This is a genomic window from Thiobacillus sp. 65-1402 (assembly GCF_001897685.1).
Taxonomy (GTDB): domain Bacteria; phylum Pseudomonadota; class Gammaproteobacteria; order Burkholderiales; family Thiobacillaceae; genus Thiobacillus.
Window position 1 is genome coordinate 1 of the sequence record NZ_MKUG01000025.1, and the last position, 14,408, is coordinate 14,408.

19 protein-coding genes are annotated in these 14,408 nt (G+C 64.5%); 7 read left to right on the forward strand and 12 right to left on the reverse strand.

The window, feature by feature from the left end; all coding sequences use genetic code 11:
- Positions 1–128: 128 nt before the first annotated feature.
- The 7 genes from BGO62_RS02295 to BGO62_RS02325 all read right to left on the reverse strand — a co-directional run bounded on the left by BGO62_RS02295 (position 129) and on the right by BGO62_RS02325 (position 5,944).
- Positions 129–632 (reverse strand): SRPBCC family protein, encoded by a 504-nt coding sequence (locus tag BGO62_RS02295; RefSeq protein ID WP_296638963.1) that lies wholly within the window; start codon positions 630–632, stop codon positions 129–131.
- A gap of 28 nt (positions 633–660) precedes the next feature.
- A complete protein-coding gene (locus BGO62_RS02300) occupies positions 661–1,296 on the reverse strand; it encodes a DUF1571 domain-containing protein (protein ID WP_296638964.1) in 636 nt (211 codons plus the stop codon).
- A 3-nt stretch (positions 1,297–1,299) separates the two neighbouring features.
- Positions 1,300–1,719, reverse strand: a complete 420-nt coding sequence (locus tag BGO62_RS02305; RefSeq protein WP_296638965.1) for a quinol oxidase — start codon at positions 1,717–1,719, stop codon at positions 1,300–1,302.
- 256 nt (positions 1,720–1,975) lie between these two features.
- Positions 1,976–3,328, reverse strand: coding sequence for a TrpB-like pyridoxal phosphate-dependent enzyme (locus BGO62_RS02310; protein ID WP_296638966.1), 1,353 nt, complete (start codon positions 3,326–3,328; stop codon positions 1,976–1,978).
- A 143-nt stretch (positions 3,329–3,471) separates the two neighbouring features.
- A complete protein-coding gene (locus tag BGO62_RS02315) occupies positions 3,472–3,615 on the reverse strand; it encodes a hypothetical protein (protein ID WP_296638967.1) in 144 nt (47 codons plus the stop codon).
- Between the two features lie 171 nt (positions 3,616–3,786).
- A complete protein-coding gene (locus BGO62_RS02320) occupies positions 3,787–4,860 on the reverse strand; it encodes an OmpA family protein (RefSeq protein WP_296638968.1) in 1,074 nt (357 codons plus the stop codon).
- A gap of 559 nt (positions 4,861–5,419) precedes the next feature.
- Complete coding sequence (locus BGO62_RS02325) at positions 5,420–5,944, reverse strand: DsrE family protein (RefSeq protein WP_296638969.1); 525 nt, start codon at positions 5,942–5,944, stop codon at positions 5,420–5,422.
- Positions 5,945–6,465: 521 nt separating this feature from the next.
- On the opposite strand from BGO62_RS02325, the gene BGO62_RS02330 reads away from it, so the two are divergent.
- A complete protein-coding gene (locus BGO62_RS02330) occupies positions 6,466–6,885 on the forward strand; it encodes an AF1514 family protein (RefSeq protein WP_296638970.1) in 420 nt (139 codons plus the stop codon).
- Between the two features lie 124 nt (positions 6,886–7,009).
- Positions 7,010–7,675, forward strand: coding sequence for an FAD-binding oxidoreductase (locus tag BGO62_RS02335; RefSeq protein WP_296638971.1), 666 nt, complete (start codon positions 7,010–7,012; stop codon positions 7,673–7,675).
- A 95-nt stretch (positions 7,676–7,770) separates the two neighbouring features.
- On the opposite strand, the gene BGO62_RS02340 is transcribed toward BGO62_RS02335, so the two are convergent.
- Positions 7,771–7,971 carry a DUF1059 domain-containing protein gene (locus tag BGO62_RS02340; RefSeq protein WP_296638972.1) on the reverse strand — a complete coding sequence of 67 codons (201 nt, stop codon included), beginning with the start codon at positions 7,969–7,971 and terminating at the stop codon, positions 7,771–7,773.
- Between the two features lie 271 nt (positions 7,972–8,242).
- On the opposite strand from BGO62_RS02340, the gene BGO62_RS02345 reads away from it, so the two are divergent.
- A complete protein-coding gene (locus BGO62_RS02345) occupies positions 8,243–9,073 on the forward strand; it encodes an HDOD domain-containing protein (RefSeq protein ID WP_296638973.1) in 831 nt (276 codons plus the stop codon).
- A gap of 113 nt (positions 9,074–9,186) precedes the next feature.
- Here BGO62_RS02345 and BGO62_RS02350 read toward each other — a convergent pair whose 3' ends face one another.
- The 4 genes from BGO62_RS02350 to BGO62_RS02365 form a co-directional block, all read right to left on the reverse strand.
- The gene (locus BGO62_RS02350; protein ID WP_296638974.1) at positions 9,187–10,023 is read right to left on the reverse strand and encodes a MinD/ParA family protein; all 837 of its coding nucleotides are present in this window, start codon (positions 10,021–10,023) and stop codon (positions 9,187–9,189) included.
- Positions 10,020–10,817: a GGDEF domain-containing protein gene (locus tag BGO62_RS02355; protein ID WP_296638975.1), complete on the reverse strand. Its 798-nt coding sequence runs from the start codon at positions 10,815–10,817 to the stop codon at positions 10,020–10,022. The genes BGO62_RS02350 and BGO62_RS02355 overlap by 4 nt, the downstream gene beginning before the upstream one ends.
- A 293-nt stretch (positions 10,818–11,110) precedes the next feature.
- Positions 11,111–11,482 carry a TusE/DsrC/DsvC family sulfur relay protein gene (locus BGO62_RS02360; protein WP_296638976.1) on the reverse strand — a complete coding sequence of 124 codons (372 nt, stop codon included), beginning with the start codon at positions 11,480–11,482 and terminating at the stop codon, positions 11,111–11,113.
- 89 nt (positions 11,483–11,571) lie between these two features.
- A complete protein-coding gene (locus BGO62_RS02365) occupies positions 11,572–12,096 on the reverse strand; it encodes a DsrE family protein (protein ID WP_296638977.1) in 525 nt (174 codons plus the stop codon).
- 146 nt (positions 12,097–12,242) lie between these two features.
- Here BGO62_RS02365 and BGO62_RS02370 point away from each other — a divergent pair, with 146 nt between their 5' ends.
- From BGO62_RS02370 to BGO62_RS02385, 4 genes are all read left to right on the forward strand, one after another.
- Complete coding sequence (locus tag BGO62_RS02370) at positions 12,243–12,779, forward strand: flavin reductase family protein (RefSeq protein ID WP_296638978.1); 537 nt, start codon at positions 12,243–12,245, stop codon at positions 12,777–12,779.
- Positions 12,780–12,887: 108 nt separating this feature from the next.
- Positions 12,888–13,088: a dodecin family protein gene (locus tag BGO62_RS02375; protein ID WP_296638979.1), complete on the forward strand. Its 201-nt coding sequence runs from the start codon at positions 12,888–12,890 to the stop codon at positions 13,086–13,088.
- Positions 13,089–13,187: 99 nt separating this feature from the next.
- Entirely contained in the window at positions 13,188–13,607 is a 420-nt protein-coding gene (locus BGO62_RS02380; protein ID WP_296638980.1) for a YbaN family protein, read from the forward strand.
- Positions 13,608–13,690: 83 nt separating this feature from the next.
- Positions 13,691–14,408: MFS transporter (locus BGO62_RS02385; RefSeq protein ID WP_296638981.1), on the forward strand; the 718-nt coding region annotated here is incomplete at its 3' end.

Here is a 14,408-nt window from a genome sequence, read left to right on the forward strand (position 1 = left end):
GGGCGGATTATTTGCAGCTGCGCTGGAGCGGGGACGAGGTCGAGGAGGTGGTTCGCCACCTCGATAGCCAGTACTACCGGTTCGAGCGTCGCTGACCGGATGGCCGTCCGGGCAGCGCCGCTGCGCGTCTAGGTGCGTTGCGGCCTGGCCGGGCGGCGATGGGCGATGGCGACCAGCCGGGTGCCGAGCAGACGGGCCAGGTCGTGCCCGCCGGCACGCATCACGGCGTTATGGTTCCACTTGAATAAAGGCTGGGCGAGGGGAGCGAGCAGATTCATCCAGCGCTTGGTGGTGCGCACCTGCCAGTCGTAGCGGACCACGGTGAGCGTGCCTTCGCGTGAAAAGTACCAGCCGCCGCACCCCTCGACTTCCCCGCTTGCCCGGCCTTCCAGGCAGACCAGCGGTTCGATGCGGGTGACCTGCACGTCGAAGGTCAGCCGGTACGGCAGAACGCTTTTCCAGGTGTAGCGCTGCAGCGCTCCCAGCCCGTTGTCGTCGCCGGCCTCCAGGTCCAGCACCTGTTCGACCCCGCGCCACCAGTTCGGCCAGCGGCGCGAGCGATAGATGGCGTCCCACACCGGTTCCACCGGGGCCTCGAGGTACCACAGGGTGGAGAACCGGTATTCCGCCATGGCCGTTCGAGGTTCCGGACTTTTGAGGTCAGGGCTGGAAAAAATCCGCGGCGAACGCCACATTGATTTCAACGTCGTCCATCAACACGGTTTCCAGCGCCTCATCGTCAAGGCCGAAACTGGCGACCTTGACCGGGAACAGCGATCCCTCTGCCAGCCAGAGCTGGAAGCGGTGCACGCCGTCCACCGCCTTGCCGGGGGCGCCGGTGACGACCAGCTGCCGGGCGTTCCAGCGCCCGACCGTCTCCACGCCGCGCAGTTCGGTGTCGCCGCCCGCCTGCAGCGCCTGGACATTGCGCAGCAGCGCCCCGACGTCGGAACGCTCCACGCTGCGGCCGTAGGGTCCGCGGATCAGCGGATTGTCCGGGGCCAGCGTCAGCGCCGCGCGGGCACGCTGGCCGAATGGCCACAGGCGTACCTTGCCGCTGTGCGGGCTGTAGATCAGCAGCGCGCCCGCATGGGGGGCGATGAATTCCATGCGGACGAAGCCGGGCTTGCGGTAGGCGTAGCGGATGATCTGCGTTGGGTGCTGCGGCGCGGACGAACGAAGCGTGACCCGGTAGCTGTCGAGCTGTTCGAACTGCTGCCGCGCGGCGGCGACCGGGTCGAGTGCGGCCCCGCTGGCCGGAACGAGCAGGGCGGCGGCGAGCAGGGACCGGAGCATGGCTTACTCCACCACCTCCAGCATGCCCGCCATGCCTTTGTCGCGGTGGCTGTCGAAGAAGAGCAGCTTGTTCGGGCAATAGTAGGGGTAGCGGCCGACAGTGCCGGGTGTGAAGCGGAAAACGCGCGGCTCCTCGCCAAGCTGGGTGTCGATGGCAATCTGGTCGGACGGCAGCCTGAGCACGAAGCGGTGGGGAACGATCCCCGGTTCGGCGCGCAGCACCAGTTCGACCGGCGTGCCCGCCTTGACGACGAGGTGGTCTGGCTTGAAGAAATAGCTGCCGCCGACGACGGCGACGCGCTGGACGCCGTCGCTGGCCACGGCAACCCGGTAAGGTTCGTCGGCCGCCCGGGCGCCGGTTGTGCCGGCCGCGAGACAGAGCGCCAACACGATCCCGGTCGGAACGAGTCTGCTGTTGTGCATGTCGGCTCCTTGATCGCCTCCGCCGTGAGAGGCGCAGTCTCTTGCCGGGCATTCGCCTCTTTTACGGCAGGACGGGCGTTCCGGCTTGCGTAGAAGACATCGTTGTTGCCCTTGGGCAGGCTGGTCTTCTATTTCCTTCCTGTTTTGTTTGTCATTTCTTCAAGCGGATAGTTCGGTTTCGGGACTCGGTGCCTTGCCGCAGGGAGCGGCGCCCCGGTGTGTCCAGCCGCGCCGTCAACGACGACGCGGGCGGCCATCAGCCCACCTTCGGCAGCCGCTCCAGCGCGGCCTGGATCGCCTCTTCCGGATAGGCGAAGTCTTCCAGTTTGCCGCTGAAGTAGCTGTCGTAGGCGGCCATGTCGAAGTGGCCGTGGCCGGACAGGTTGAAGAACAGCGTCTTCGGCTCGCCGCTTGCCTTGCAGCGCAGGGCCTCGTCGATGCAGGCGGCGATGGCGTGGTTGGACTCGGGTGCGGGAACGATGCCTTCGGCGCGGGCGAAGGTGACGCCGGCCTCGAAAGTGGCGAGCTGGTGCACGGCCACCGCTTCAATCAGCTTCTCGTGATAGAGCTGCGACACCAGCGCCGAGTCGCCGTGGTAGCGCAGGCCGCCGGCATGGATGCCGGGCGGCATGAAGTCGTGGCCGAGGGTGTACATCAGCATCATCGGCGTGAGCTTGGCGGTGTCGCCGAAGTCGTAGGCGTAGTGGCCGCGCGTGAGTGTGGGGCAGGAGGCGGGCTCGACCGCCACCAGGCGCACGTTCCTGCCGGCCGCCTTGTCGGCAAAGAAGGGGAAGGCCGCGCCGCCGAAATTGGAGCCGCCGCCGCAGGGGGCGAAGATCATGTCGGGATAGTCGCCGGCCTTCTCGAACTGCTTCTTCGCTTCCAGCCCGATCACGGTCTGGTGCAGCAGCACATGGTTCAGCACCGAGCCGAGCGTGTAATTGGTGTCGGCGCGCGAGGCGGCATCTTCCACTGCCTCGGAAATCGCCAGGCCGAGCGAGCCCGGATTGTTCGGGTCCTCGGCCAGCGCGGCGCGGCCGGAATTCGTTTCCATGCTGGGGCTGGCGAACACTTCCGCGCCCCAGGTCTGCATCATCGAGCGGCGGTAGGGCTTCTGCCCGTAGCTCACCTTGACCATGTACACGCGCACCTCCAGCCCGAACATCTGGCCGGCCAGCGCCATCGAGCAGCCCCACTGCCCGGCGCCGGTCTCGGTGGCGATGCGCTTGATGCCGGCCTCGGCGTTGTAATAGGCCTGCGCCACCGAGGTGTTGACCTTGTGCGAGCCGGCCGGGGAGACGCCCTCGTACTTGTAGTAGATCTTCGCCGGGGTGCCGAGCGCCGCTTCCAGGCGGTGGGCACGGAACAGCGGCGAGGGGCGCCACAAGCGGTAGATTTCGCGCACCTTCTCGGGGATCGAAATCCAGCGCTCGGCCGACATTTCCTGCTCGATCAGGCTCATCGGGAAGATCGCCGTCAGCGCGTCGGGGCCGATCGGCTTGCCGTCCGGGCCGAGCGGCGGCGCCGGCCGGTTGGGCATGTCGGCGACGACGTTGTACCAGTGGGTGGGAATCTCGGATTCGTCGAGCAGGAACTTGGTTTGCGGCACGGCAGTCTCCCTTTTTTTGAACGATCACTGTATTTCGGACAGGCAAGCCCGATTAGGGAATCATCGGCCAATCGCCTTATGCCGTCAACGAACCCCGCCTGGCCCGGGAACCCGCGCAATGCATGGCCAGGCGCCGTCCCGCGTCACTTGTTTTCCGGCGGGACGGCAGCGTCCTCCGTAGCCGGCGGCGCCCCAGCCGACGCTGCTTTCTTCAGCTCCTTTTCGGCCTTCTTTTTCTTCTTTTCCAGTTCCCTTTGTCGCTTTTCGTACTGATAGTTCGGCTTCAAGCTTTGGCTCCTTTCAGTGGTCGTACGGAGACGATACCCGACCCGGCCGACTTCACCCAGCAAAAACAGCTTGCGCAGGAAGCGGCCTGGTCCGCGGGCACAGCCCGATGGCGCGCTGAAACAAAAAGCCGCCCCATCGAGGCGGCTTTTTGTCGGCGCAGCAGCGCGCACTTACTTCACATGCAGTTCGACGCGGCGGTTCTTGGCGCGGCCTTCGCGGGAGGCGTTGCTGAAGGCGGGCTGGGTCTCGCCCATGCCCTTGGAGGTGAGCCGCTCGGCAGCGATGCCGTGAGAGACGAGATAGTCGTATACGGACTTGGCGCGGCGCTCGGACAGGCTCTGGTTGTATTGGTCGGTGCCGATGTTGCAGGTATGGCCGACGACGTCCACGCTGATGTCCTTGCGGTGGTTGAGTACGGTGGTGGCCTCGGCTAGGATTTCGATGGCGTCCGGGCGCAGTTTGGCGGAGTCGAATTCGAAGTTCACGCCTTCGAGGATGACGATTACGTCACCGGCCTGCGCCTTGTCCAGTTCGACCGCCGGCTTTGTCTTGAGCGCCGGGGCAACCGGCACGGGTTCCGCTTGCGCTGCCGGCTCGGGCGCGGGCTGCGGCTTGGGCTCCACTTGCGCCGCCGGTGCCGGTGCCGATTGCGGCGCGGGCTCCGGTTGGGCCGCCGGCGCGAGCTGCGGCGCGGGCGCAGGCTGCGCCTTCTTGCCCAGGGCGATGTTCAGGCCCACGTTGATCAGCCAGTCGCCGAAGCCGTTTTTGTTGAAGGCGTCGGTGCTGTTGTCGTCCCAGCGGTAGCGGGCATCGGCGCGCAGCGCGACGTTTTCGCTCAGCTGCTTCATGACGCCGAGGCCGGCGTTGGCCATCAGGCCGGTGTCGTCGCGGCCGGGAATGTCGGTGCGCAGCGCACCCAGGCCAACAACCGCGTAGGGGGCGAAGCCGGCATCGCGGTCGAAGAAATACAGGCCATCCACGCCCAGGCCCCACAGCTTGTAATGGCCGCCGGCGTCACGGTCGAGCGAGCTGCCGGTCAGCGCCAGTTCCAGGTTCCAGTCCGGATTGATGGGTTTGCCCAGGGCCAGGCCGCCGCCCCAGCCGTCGTCGGAGCGGCGGTCGCTGTCGGCGAAGGTGTAGCTCAGCGAGGGGGCGATGTACAGGCGATCGTCCATGGCGTAGGCGTGCAGGGAGGCACTGGCCAGGCCAAGGGCGATGAGGGCGGGCAGGGTCTTGAGGTGCATTGGATTTTCCTTCGAATAGTTGCGGTTATTGCGGTAGTTGTCGCGAATCTCCTGCAGGAGCGGAGTGTCCTCCAGAACGGCGGAGCCTGCCGCGTCCCCTCTCCTTAAGGCGACCGGCGACCCTCAACGCGAGACCACGATCATGTAAGCCGGATTCCGGATCATATCAAAACAGCGCGCTGTGGATTGCTTGCCGCATGGCATTCGGGTGTCCATAAAGCGCGTGTGGTTTGGCAGCCGGCAGGCCACCAGCCCCTGCTTCCGGGTTTTTTGCTGTCGTCTGGGAGGGCGAGATCGAACTCCGCCGCCCGATGACGGGCTGCGGGAAAACCGCCTGGCATTCCCGGGCGCACAGGGCGTCGCGTGGAACGCAGCGAGTGGGGTTCCGGCGTTCGGCGACGGCCTGCGTGCGAGCCTGAAAATCGATCCGGACGGCAAGCCTTTGGGCGGGCAGTCCTTGCGGGAGAAGCCAGTGAATGAGGTGCGAAGAGGGGGATACGATCAGGTCGAACAAAGGCATCTGGCGTTTCGCCAGATGCCGGCCGCTATCGTGGCGGGGTCATTTTTTCAGCTGGGGCTGATCGATATAGCGGACGTCCTTCACCGAGAGCGGCAGCGGGTTGATGTATTGGTAGCCCTTGCCCTGCCAGTAGACCAATTCGGCGAAGCCTGCCGGCACCACGGTAATGAAGCCGTGCATGTCTTCGGCGCTGAACCCGGCCGCCTTCATGGCGTTGTTGCACATCTTGAACGCCACGCCCTCCTTCGCCAGTTCCGCCATCTTGTCCACGATGCCCTGATATTTTTCGTAATTTTCCTTGGCGAACGCGCGCAGCTCCGGCCCGTGCGTCACCACCACCACCTTGCCGCGGGTTTCTTTCTTGGTGTTTTTGACGAAGTTGTAAAGGATGTTCAGTTTCTGCGGATCCTCGTAATTGACGTCGAATACCGTATTGGTAACCGGCATCTTGTGCATGTCGACCTTGGCCGTACCGTAAGGAGCGAACGCCTCCGCAATGACCGGTTGTACCGGCAGCATGGCAAGGGCCGCCGCGATGGCAATTCCTGTCAGTTGTATTTTCATGCTCGTGTCTCCTTTTTCATTGCCGTGCGCGGTAGGCGTCGGTCCGGTCGCGCACAATCCCCGGCTTCCTGCAAACCATTGCGTTTCCCGACCATGAACGGAGGGACCGGAAAACGCCGTCTGTGGCTGAGCCTATCATCTTTCTCCGCCGCAATTCCCTGTGCCCGGAAGGGATGGCATGAGGCCCGGGCAAGGCGGCAGGCAGGTTTGCGGAAATCATGAAAACCCGGCGAAGACGGAATGAATGTCGGCCCATCCACCGTTGATGCGCCTTGCCTGTCAGGTTCGACCCGCATTTTCGGATTCTGTTCTGGCTGCCCTTCTGAGCGCATCCGGATTTGCGGCCTGCTCCTGCTGGCGTGGGCGCAGGGGGCTGCATGGACTGGGCCGCGCGTGCCGCCAGCCGGCACGGCGCCGAATACCTGATTGTTTTTGTCTGGTATTGGCCTACAAATAATGATTGATCGTGCGCTGTTTCCGGCTCTCCAGTTCAATTCCCGATTACTCGAAAGGATCGCATCATGAGAAACGTACATATCGACTATCACGGCCCCGACCCGGGCTTCCAGGCCGCCAGCCTGCTTGCGAAGGACGCCGCGAAGGACAATCAGATGAAAGACCCGACCATCATGGCCTGGCATCGGAACAGCAGGCTGGGGGCGACAACGCCCTTTTACGACGGCGCCAATCCCGATACCTGGTGGGAAAAGTATGGCGAAGGCAACGGCGGCAGGCTGGAGGTCAGCGTAGGGGACGACTACCAATTCATCATGATGGATGCGCGTGGCTTTGAAACCGTGGGCGAGATCCCGCTGCGCAACCTGACGGATAGCGACGGCAACCAGTACGTCTGCTACACCCCGTTGCAGGGCAGGGATTCCTCAGTTCCCAGGCAGGAGGCCTGCACCATGCTGGATGACTGGCTGGCCGATCAGTATTGAATCGTGCCAGGCATCCCGGCCGAGCGGACGCTGGCCGGAGTTGGTTTGCGTATCGCCAACATGAAGCACGCACGCGGAGTTCACGTGCTGCGTGGCGCTCGTTTTTTCAGGGGAGGGGAGGGCGATGAGCCACAGCGTCAACCTGCTTATGAGCCAGTTCGTTACCCACGACGTGAAGCGCTTCATCGTCAGCAAGCCTGCGGGCGTTTCCATCGTTCCCGGTCAGGGCGTGGAACTGGCGATCGACCGGCCCGACCTGCGCGAGCAAGGCCGCCCCTTCACGCCCACCGGACTGGCCGATGACCGGGTGCTGGAATTCACCATCAAGGCCTACCCCGGCCATGCTGGCGTGACCCACGCGCTCCACCAGTTGGAGCCGGGCGCCGAACTGCTGATGTCTGAACCGTTCGGCACCATCCGCTATCAAGGCCCCGGCGTTTTCATTGCCGGAGGCGCCGGCATCACGCCTTTCCTGGCCATCCTGCGCGGATTGGCGCGCAAGGGAGAGCTGGACGGCCAGACCTTGATGTTCTCCAACAAGACCCCGCGTGACGTGATCTGCGAAAAAGAGCTGCGTCATTTGCTGGGGGAGCGCTGCATTCTGCTCTGTACCGGCGCCGCCGCACCCGGCTATGAGCACCGTCGCGTCGACCGCGCCTTCCTGGAGGAAAGAATCAGGGACTTCAAGCAGCGCTTTTATGTCTGCGGCCCGCCGCCGTTCATGGAGGCGGTCAACGGCGCCTTGACGGAGATGGGGGCCAGCGCGGAAAGCCTGGTGTTCGAACGCTGAACCGGCAGGGCCGGGGACTGCGGGTCATGCCGGGAAAAATCCGGCAGCCCGGGCCCCCGTTTGCCTTTGTGCCTATTTGTGCCTTGAGTGCGGGATCATGCCGCCTTGGCGGTGGGCATGGTCTTGATCAGTGCGCGTATCTGGTTGCGCAATTCCGGTGTGTCTCGCTCGTGGTGCACTGCGGCGGCATGCTGAACAGCCGCTTCCAGAAGTTCGGCTTCGCCGTCTGCGGAAATCATGACCGTGCAGTTCATCTCGCTCGGATATTCCCTGCAGTCGATGTATTTGCGTTCCATGACAACCTCCTGTCATTCGCCCGAATTGCCCCGGCCCAAACCGGCCGGACGTCGCAAAAGGCGAATGATTCTTTATAGCCCAGCAATCCGGAAACGTCGGCTTCGAGCCGGTATTCGGAACCGCTCAAGGCGAGGCCAGACAGGCCGTTAAAACAGGAGGGGCTACGGATCGCTTTCGTGAGGGGAATGAGGTGCTTTCATCGGCCGGCTGTGCGGATTTCTGTAGCGCCTTCGTCGGAAAGGATCCGCTTCGCGCCGTCGGGGAGTGGGGATGAGGCAGCAACCGGAAAGCATGGCGGACTGGCTCGCCTTTTTGGGGCGGACGGACATTCCCGTGCTGCGGCAAACCGCCCGCGAACTGCAACGCCTGCGCGCCGACGACGCGCTGCTCACTGCCCGCAGCATGGCCGATGTGGTGACCGACGATCCGCTGATGACGGTCAAGTTGCTGCGCTACATGCAGTCGCACAAGCATCGCAACCAGCAATACGAACTGGTCGACGTGAAGCAGGCGCTGCTCATGATGGGATTGGACACGTTTTTCCGTGGGGTGCCGCCGGCACCGGTCGTGGAGGAGAGGCTGCACGATCGTCTCGATGCGCTGGTGCAGCTGCTGCAAACCGTTCGGCGCGCGCAACGTGCCGCGCACTATGCCTTCGATTGGGCGCTGCGGCTGCACGATCTGCATGCGGAAGAAGTGCGGGTGTCGGCCTTGCTTGCCCATGTCGCCGAAATGCTGATGTGGTGCTTCAACCCGCGACAGATGCTGGAAATCGGCAAGCGGCAGGAGGCCGACCCTTCCCTGCGCAGTGCGGAGGTACAGAAGCAGGTGCTGGGGTTCGCCGGCGTGGATTTACAGCGCGCGCTGACGATCGAGTGGCGCTTGCCTGAATTGCTGCTGAACCTGACGGATCCGGCGCAGGCGCACTCGGCCAGGGTGCGCAATGTGACGCTGGCGGCCAACCTGGCGCGGCATTCCGCCCACGGCTGGGACGACGCCGCGCTGCCTGACGATTACCGCGAGATCGCGGCGCTGCTGCACATGGAGCCGCACAGGGTGATGGCGCTGGTTGGGGCAAGGCCCGCCGGCACTCAAAACTGACGGGGGGAATGGCGCAGCTTGGCGGCTGGCGCTGCCTGCGCGCTGCGGGGCGGATTGACGGGCTTGCTCCCTAAGCCAAGACTGGATGCGCAGCGCGCCAGCGCGTGCAGATGCTACGCCGGACAGGGGATCACGTTGTGTTCCAGCTTGCCTGCGAGCTGCGCAATGGCCACCCCGGCGGGGCAGCCGGGGGTGGTTTGCATCAGCAACTGGCGGCGCATCACGGCCTGGCGCACTTCGGGATCGAGCGGGATGTCGCCCATGTGGATCAGGCGGACAGGATGGCCGGGTTCGGTGACGACGAAGCGGTCGAGTACCTGTTGCAGCTGATTCGTGATGGCCTGGCCGGCACCCGGGCGGACGGCCTGGTTGACGATCACGCGCACGGTTTGCCGCTGCTGCTGCCCCACCAGCACTTTGATCGTGGCATAGGCATCGGTGAGCGAAGTCGGCTCGGGGGTGGCGACCATCAATACTTCGGACGCCAGCGAAACGGCGAACAGGACGACGTCCGAAATCCCCGCGCCGGTATCCAGCAGCACGACGTCGTAATGCGGCACCAGGCCGCTCACGATGCGCAGAAATTCGTTGCGCACCTCGGGCGTCAGCCGTGAATACTCGACCATGCCGGAGCCTGCCAGCAGCACGGAAAAGCCGCCTGGCGCCTGCAGGATGGCCTCTTCCAGCCTGGCCTTGCCGGTGAACACATCGTGCAGCGTGATTTTGGGGTAGAGGTTGAGCACCACGTCGAGATTGGCCAGCCCGAGATCGGCGTCGAGCACCAGCACCTTGTGGCCGCGCTTGGCGAGCGCGGCGGCGAGGTTGGCCGAGACAAAGGTCTTGCCGACGCCGCCCTTGCCGCTGGTGACGGCGAGCACCTTGCCCAGGGGTTTCAAGGGAACCGGGGTCGCCTCGCGGTTTCCGGCTGGAGGGGACAGGACATCGTTCATGCGTTTACTCTGTTCGTGACATTGCCCTGGGCGTCGTGAGAGACGTCGCCCGGTGCCATTCCGGTTGCGGCCGCTTCATCCGGGCCGAGCTGGCCGAACAGCAGGCCTTTCTCTTCGGCGCTGACCGACAGTTCCTGCGGCTGTTCCAGACTGATCCGGTTGCGTCCCTCGGACTTGGCGCGGTAGAGCTGCTGGTCGGCGCGTTCGAGCCACAGGTCGGCGGTGGAACGCACCCATTCCGGTGCGTAGGCGCCGCCGATACTGAGCGTAACCTGGACGCTGAGCAGCGGCGCCACGGCGATCGGGAGCGATTCAACGGTTTGGCGAATCCGCTCGGCGACGGCACGCCCGAAAAGCGGCCGGCAGTTGGGCAGGATTACCGCAAATTCTTCGCCGCCGTAGCGGGCGACGGTGTCCATCGGGCGCACGCAGCCTGCCAGGCAGCCCGCTATGGCCTGCAACACCTGGTCGCCGGCCAGATGGCCGTGGGTGTCGTTGATGATCTTGAAGTGGTCGATGTCCAGCAGCAGCAGCAGTACCGAGTCGCCGGAACGCGCGACCGCTTCGATCGAGCGTTCGAGCACCGAGCGGAAATGCCGGCGATTGCCCAGCCCCGTAAGCGGGTCTTTGAGCGAGAGTTCGCACAGACCATCGAGCACGCGTTGCACATAGGCGGTGGGCGACTCGCCGGCTTCCTGCCGGCTGTTTTTCGCGTCGTGCTCCAGCAGGGCGCGCGCGTCGTCGAGTTGCAGCGCGTGCAGTTCGATCAGGCGAGAATCGGTCGGAGCAGCCACAGAGGGTTTCGGTACCAGGCGTTTGAAGTCGGGCAAAGGACCAGGTGAGAAAACTCAACCGCCTTTGCGCGAGTATGTGGGCATTTATGTCTTTGATCAAGCGCGCTTGCGCCGGTCGGGCGCGTCGGGGAGCGGCGGGTTTCGCTGCCGGGGCGACCGGCTTTAGCGGAACAGCAATGCGTCAGCCACCCTGCCGATCAAGCGGGATGGATAGGTGCGTGGAACATGCGGTGGCGACGGACTCCCGCGGCATGTGCCGGGGGAGCAAGCGTGGAAACCCGCCGCTCGGGTTGTTAAGCGACGCTGCCGAAGCTGCGGTCGGTGGCCATGAAGGGCGCTTTCAGCCCGGCAAGACGGCAACTCTGTGCAATGGGCCCGCCCGGGAACAGCGTGTACAGGTATTTCAGGCCGCCTTTCTGGTGGAAGCATTCATCCAGCGCATCGTGCAGGTCGCGCAGATTGACGACGGCGTCGTCTTCGTGGTGGGCATAGTAGTTCTGCAGGGCGCGAATGGTATCCCAGTGATCTTCGGCCAATTCGAGTCCTTCGTCGCGCGCGATTTTTGCCGCTTCGTTGCGGGTCCAGTCCAGCGGGGCATGGGGGAAGTCGGGATCGGTCGCCGGCTTCTGGATCAGCCGGTTGATGTCGGTTGAATCGTGCAGCATGGTCATCTCCTTGGATGCTTTCGGAGGGGGTACTTAAATCTAGGCCAGGCTCGGCGCGGATACAAGGCGTGCCCGCCGTCCGGCCGGTTTCAGCGCATGTAGGCGTAGCCCTCTTGCTGCAGCCGCACGATCTCGGCATCCGCCATCGGCACCAGGGTGACGAAGCCGTGAATATCCTCGGGCTGGAAGCCGTGCATTTCCGCTGCCAGGCGGCACATGCGGAATTCGATGACGCCGGTGAGCGAGGCGCCGTGGGCGCGCTGCATCAGTTCGCGGTATTTCGCGTGGTTCTTGATCGCGAAGAAGGGGATTTCGTTGCCGTGCAGCATGATCACGATCTTGCTGTCGAACGGGTCGGAGCCATTGAAGTCGGCCAGCAATACCGCGCGGCTGATCACCGAGCGCACCGCGGCTTCACTGTTGACGTGGACGTCGTATACGACTTTCTGCTTGGCGTAGGCCTGCTCCACTGCCTGGGCGCGGCCCCAGGGCGCCTCCGCTGCGGCGGCCAGGCCCGGAGGCAAGGCAAGCACGAACAACAGCCCGGCGAGGAGGCTGAATCCGGCCCGGCTATGCTGCCGCGTCGGCTCGGGGTTGAATGGGGAAAGGCGCACGTTTGTCTCCTTGCTTAAGGCAGACAGGGTGGACACGCGCGCTGCGCTTTGGTTCGGTGCGGCGGGCGGCGCGGTTCCGCCCGCGCCGGAGCGCGCGATGCCGACTATGCTGCAGGCGTAGGCGATCCCGTGAAAGAGGTGTCGAGATGGCGAAACGCGCGTATCCCCTGGCCAAGGTCTACGGCCTGCTGGAGCCGGGGCCGGTGGTGCTGGTGGCGACCGCCCGCAAGGGCCAGGCCAACATCATGACGATGTCGTGGCACACCATGATGGAATTCGAGCCGCCGCTCCTGGGCTGCGTGATCAGCGGCCGCAACGCCTCGTTCGATACCTTGAAGGCGACCCGCGAATGCGTGGTCAACATTCCGACGCTGGCGCTGGCGAAGCAGGTGGTGGGCATCGGCAACTGCTCCGGCCGCAGCGTCGACAAGTTCGCCAAGTACGGCCTCACTGCCGTCCCGGCTTCGCAGGTGCAGGCGCCGCTGATTGCGGAATGCTATGCCAGCCTGGAATGCCGGGTGGCCGATACCCGGCTGGTGAATGCCTACAATTTCTTCATCCTGGAAGTGCTGAAGGCGTGGGTCGATACAGCCGTCAAGAATCCGCAGACGCTGCACCACCGCGGCAACGGCGTGTTCGCGGTGGCGGGCGAGCCGGTCAGGCTGCGCTCCGGCATGAAATAATGGCAGCAGGCGCGGTTTGATGCGGCATGGCCGATTTTGTAGTTGGATTCCCAGTGCAAGTTGATAGTCTGAGATTGTGGACGGCTTGTTCAACCGGAAGGGGGCATCATGAGCATCGCGAAAACCATCGAAGTCACGGCGAGTTCCGAAAAGGGATTTGACGACGCGATCAGGCTGGGCGTCGCAAAGGCGGCCGAGTCGCTGGAAAACATCACCGGCGCCTGGGTGATGGATCAGAGCGTGAAGGTGAAAAAAGGCAAGGTCGCCGGATACAGCGTGCGGATGAAGCTGACGTTCGTGCTCAAGTAGCCGCGGCCCGGTGCGAGGGCACGGCCTGCGCGGGGGAGTCGTGCAGGGCATCCGGGGGCCGGGGATGCGGCAGTGGGTTCAGGGGGAACCGGTTTGACCATGCAGACAGACGGGGGCGGCCATCACCGTCATCCCATTCCGGTTCGTCTGGTATTTGCCGGCCTGGGTGCGCTATTCCTTTTGTTGGGTGTTCTCGGGCTGTTCCTGCCGGTGCTGCCGACTACGCCCTTCCTGCTGCTGGCGGCCGCCTGCTTCGCGCGCTCGTCCCGCCGCATTTTCAACTGGCTGCTGAATCACCCGCAGTTCGGGCCGCTGATCCGCGAATGGCGTGAGCATCGCAGCATCCCGTATCGCGCCAAGCGCATCGCGCTGGGGCTGATCGCGCTGAGCTTCGCGGTCTCCATCGGGTTTTTCGTGCCGGGCTGGCCGGCAAAGCTGGCCATGGGAGCCGGCGGCCTGATCCTGATGGCATGGATCGCGCGCATCCCCTCGCGCGATTCGCCATCCGGCATGGGGTGACCCGGCCGCACAGCGCTTTTATTCGTTCCCGGACTGAAATGCGGATGCGGAAACGGTGCCCGCCTCAGGGATAATCCGGCCGTATGAGTGCCGTTCCCTACTGGCGTCTGTCCGGTTTCTATTTCTTTTATTTTGCTTTCGTCGGCGCGATGTCGCCGTTCTGGGGGCTGTATCTGCAGTCGCTGGCGTTCAACGCCTTCCAGATCGGCGTGCTGATGTCGCTGCTGCAGGTGATGCGGATTTTTGCGCCCAACATCTGGGGGCATATTGCCGACCGCACCGGCCGCCGCACGGCGATCGTGCAGATTGCGGCGATAGGCAGCGTGCTGGTGTTTGCCGGGGTGTTTGCCGGCGACGGTTTCTGGTGGCTGTTTGTGGTGATGGCGGCGCTGAGTTTCTTCTGGAGCGCGTCGCTGCCGCTGGTCGAGGCGATGACGCTGTCGCATCTGGGCGAGCGCAGCGACGCCTACGGCCGCATCCGCCTGTGGGGCTCGGTCGGCTTCATCGTCATGGTGGTGGGGCTGGGGCATGCCTTCGATCATGTGTCGATCGGCTGGCTGCCGTGGGCGGTGCTGGCGGTGATGCTGGGCATCGTCGCGTTCGCGCGGGTGATCCCCGAGGCCGAAATCCTGCCGCATGCCGGCGATCACATCCCGGTCTGGGCCGTGCTGAAGCGGCCGGAGGTGGCGTCGCTGCTGGCCGCCTGTCTGCTGATGGCGGTGACGCACGGGCCGTACTACACCTTCTATTCGATCTACCTGGTCGAGCATGGCTACGGCAAATCAACCGTGGGCTGGCTGT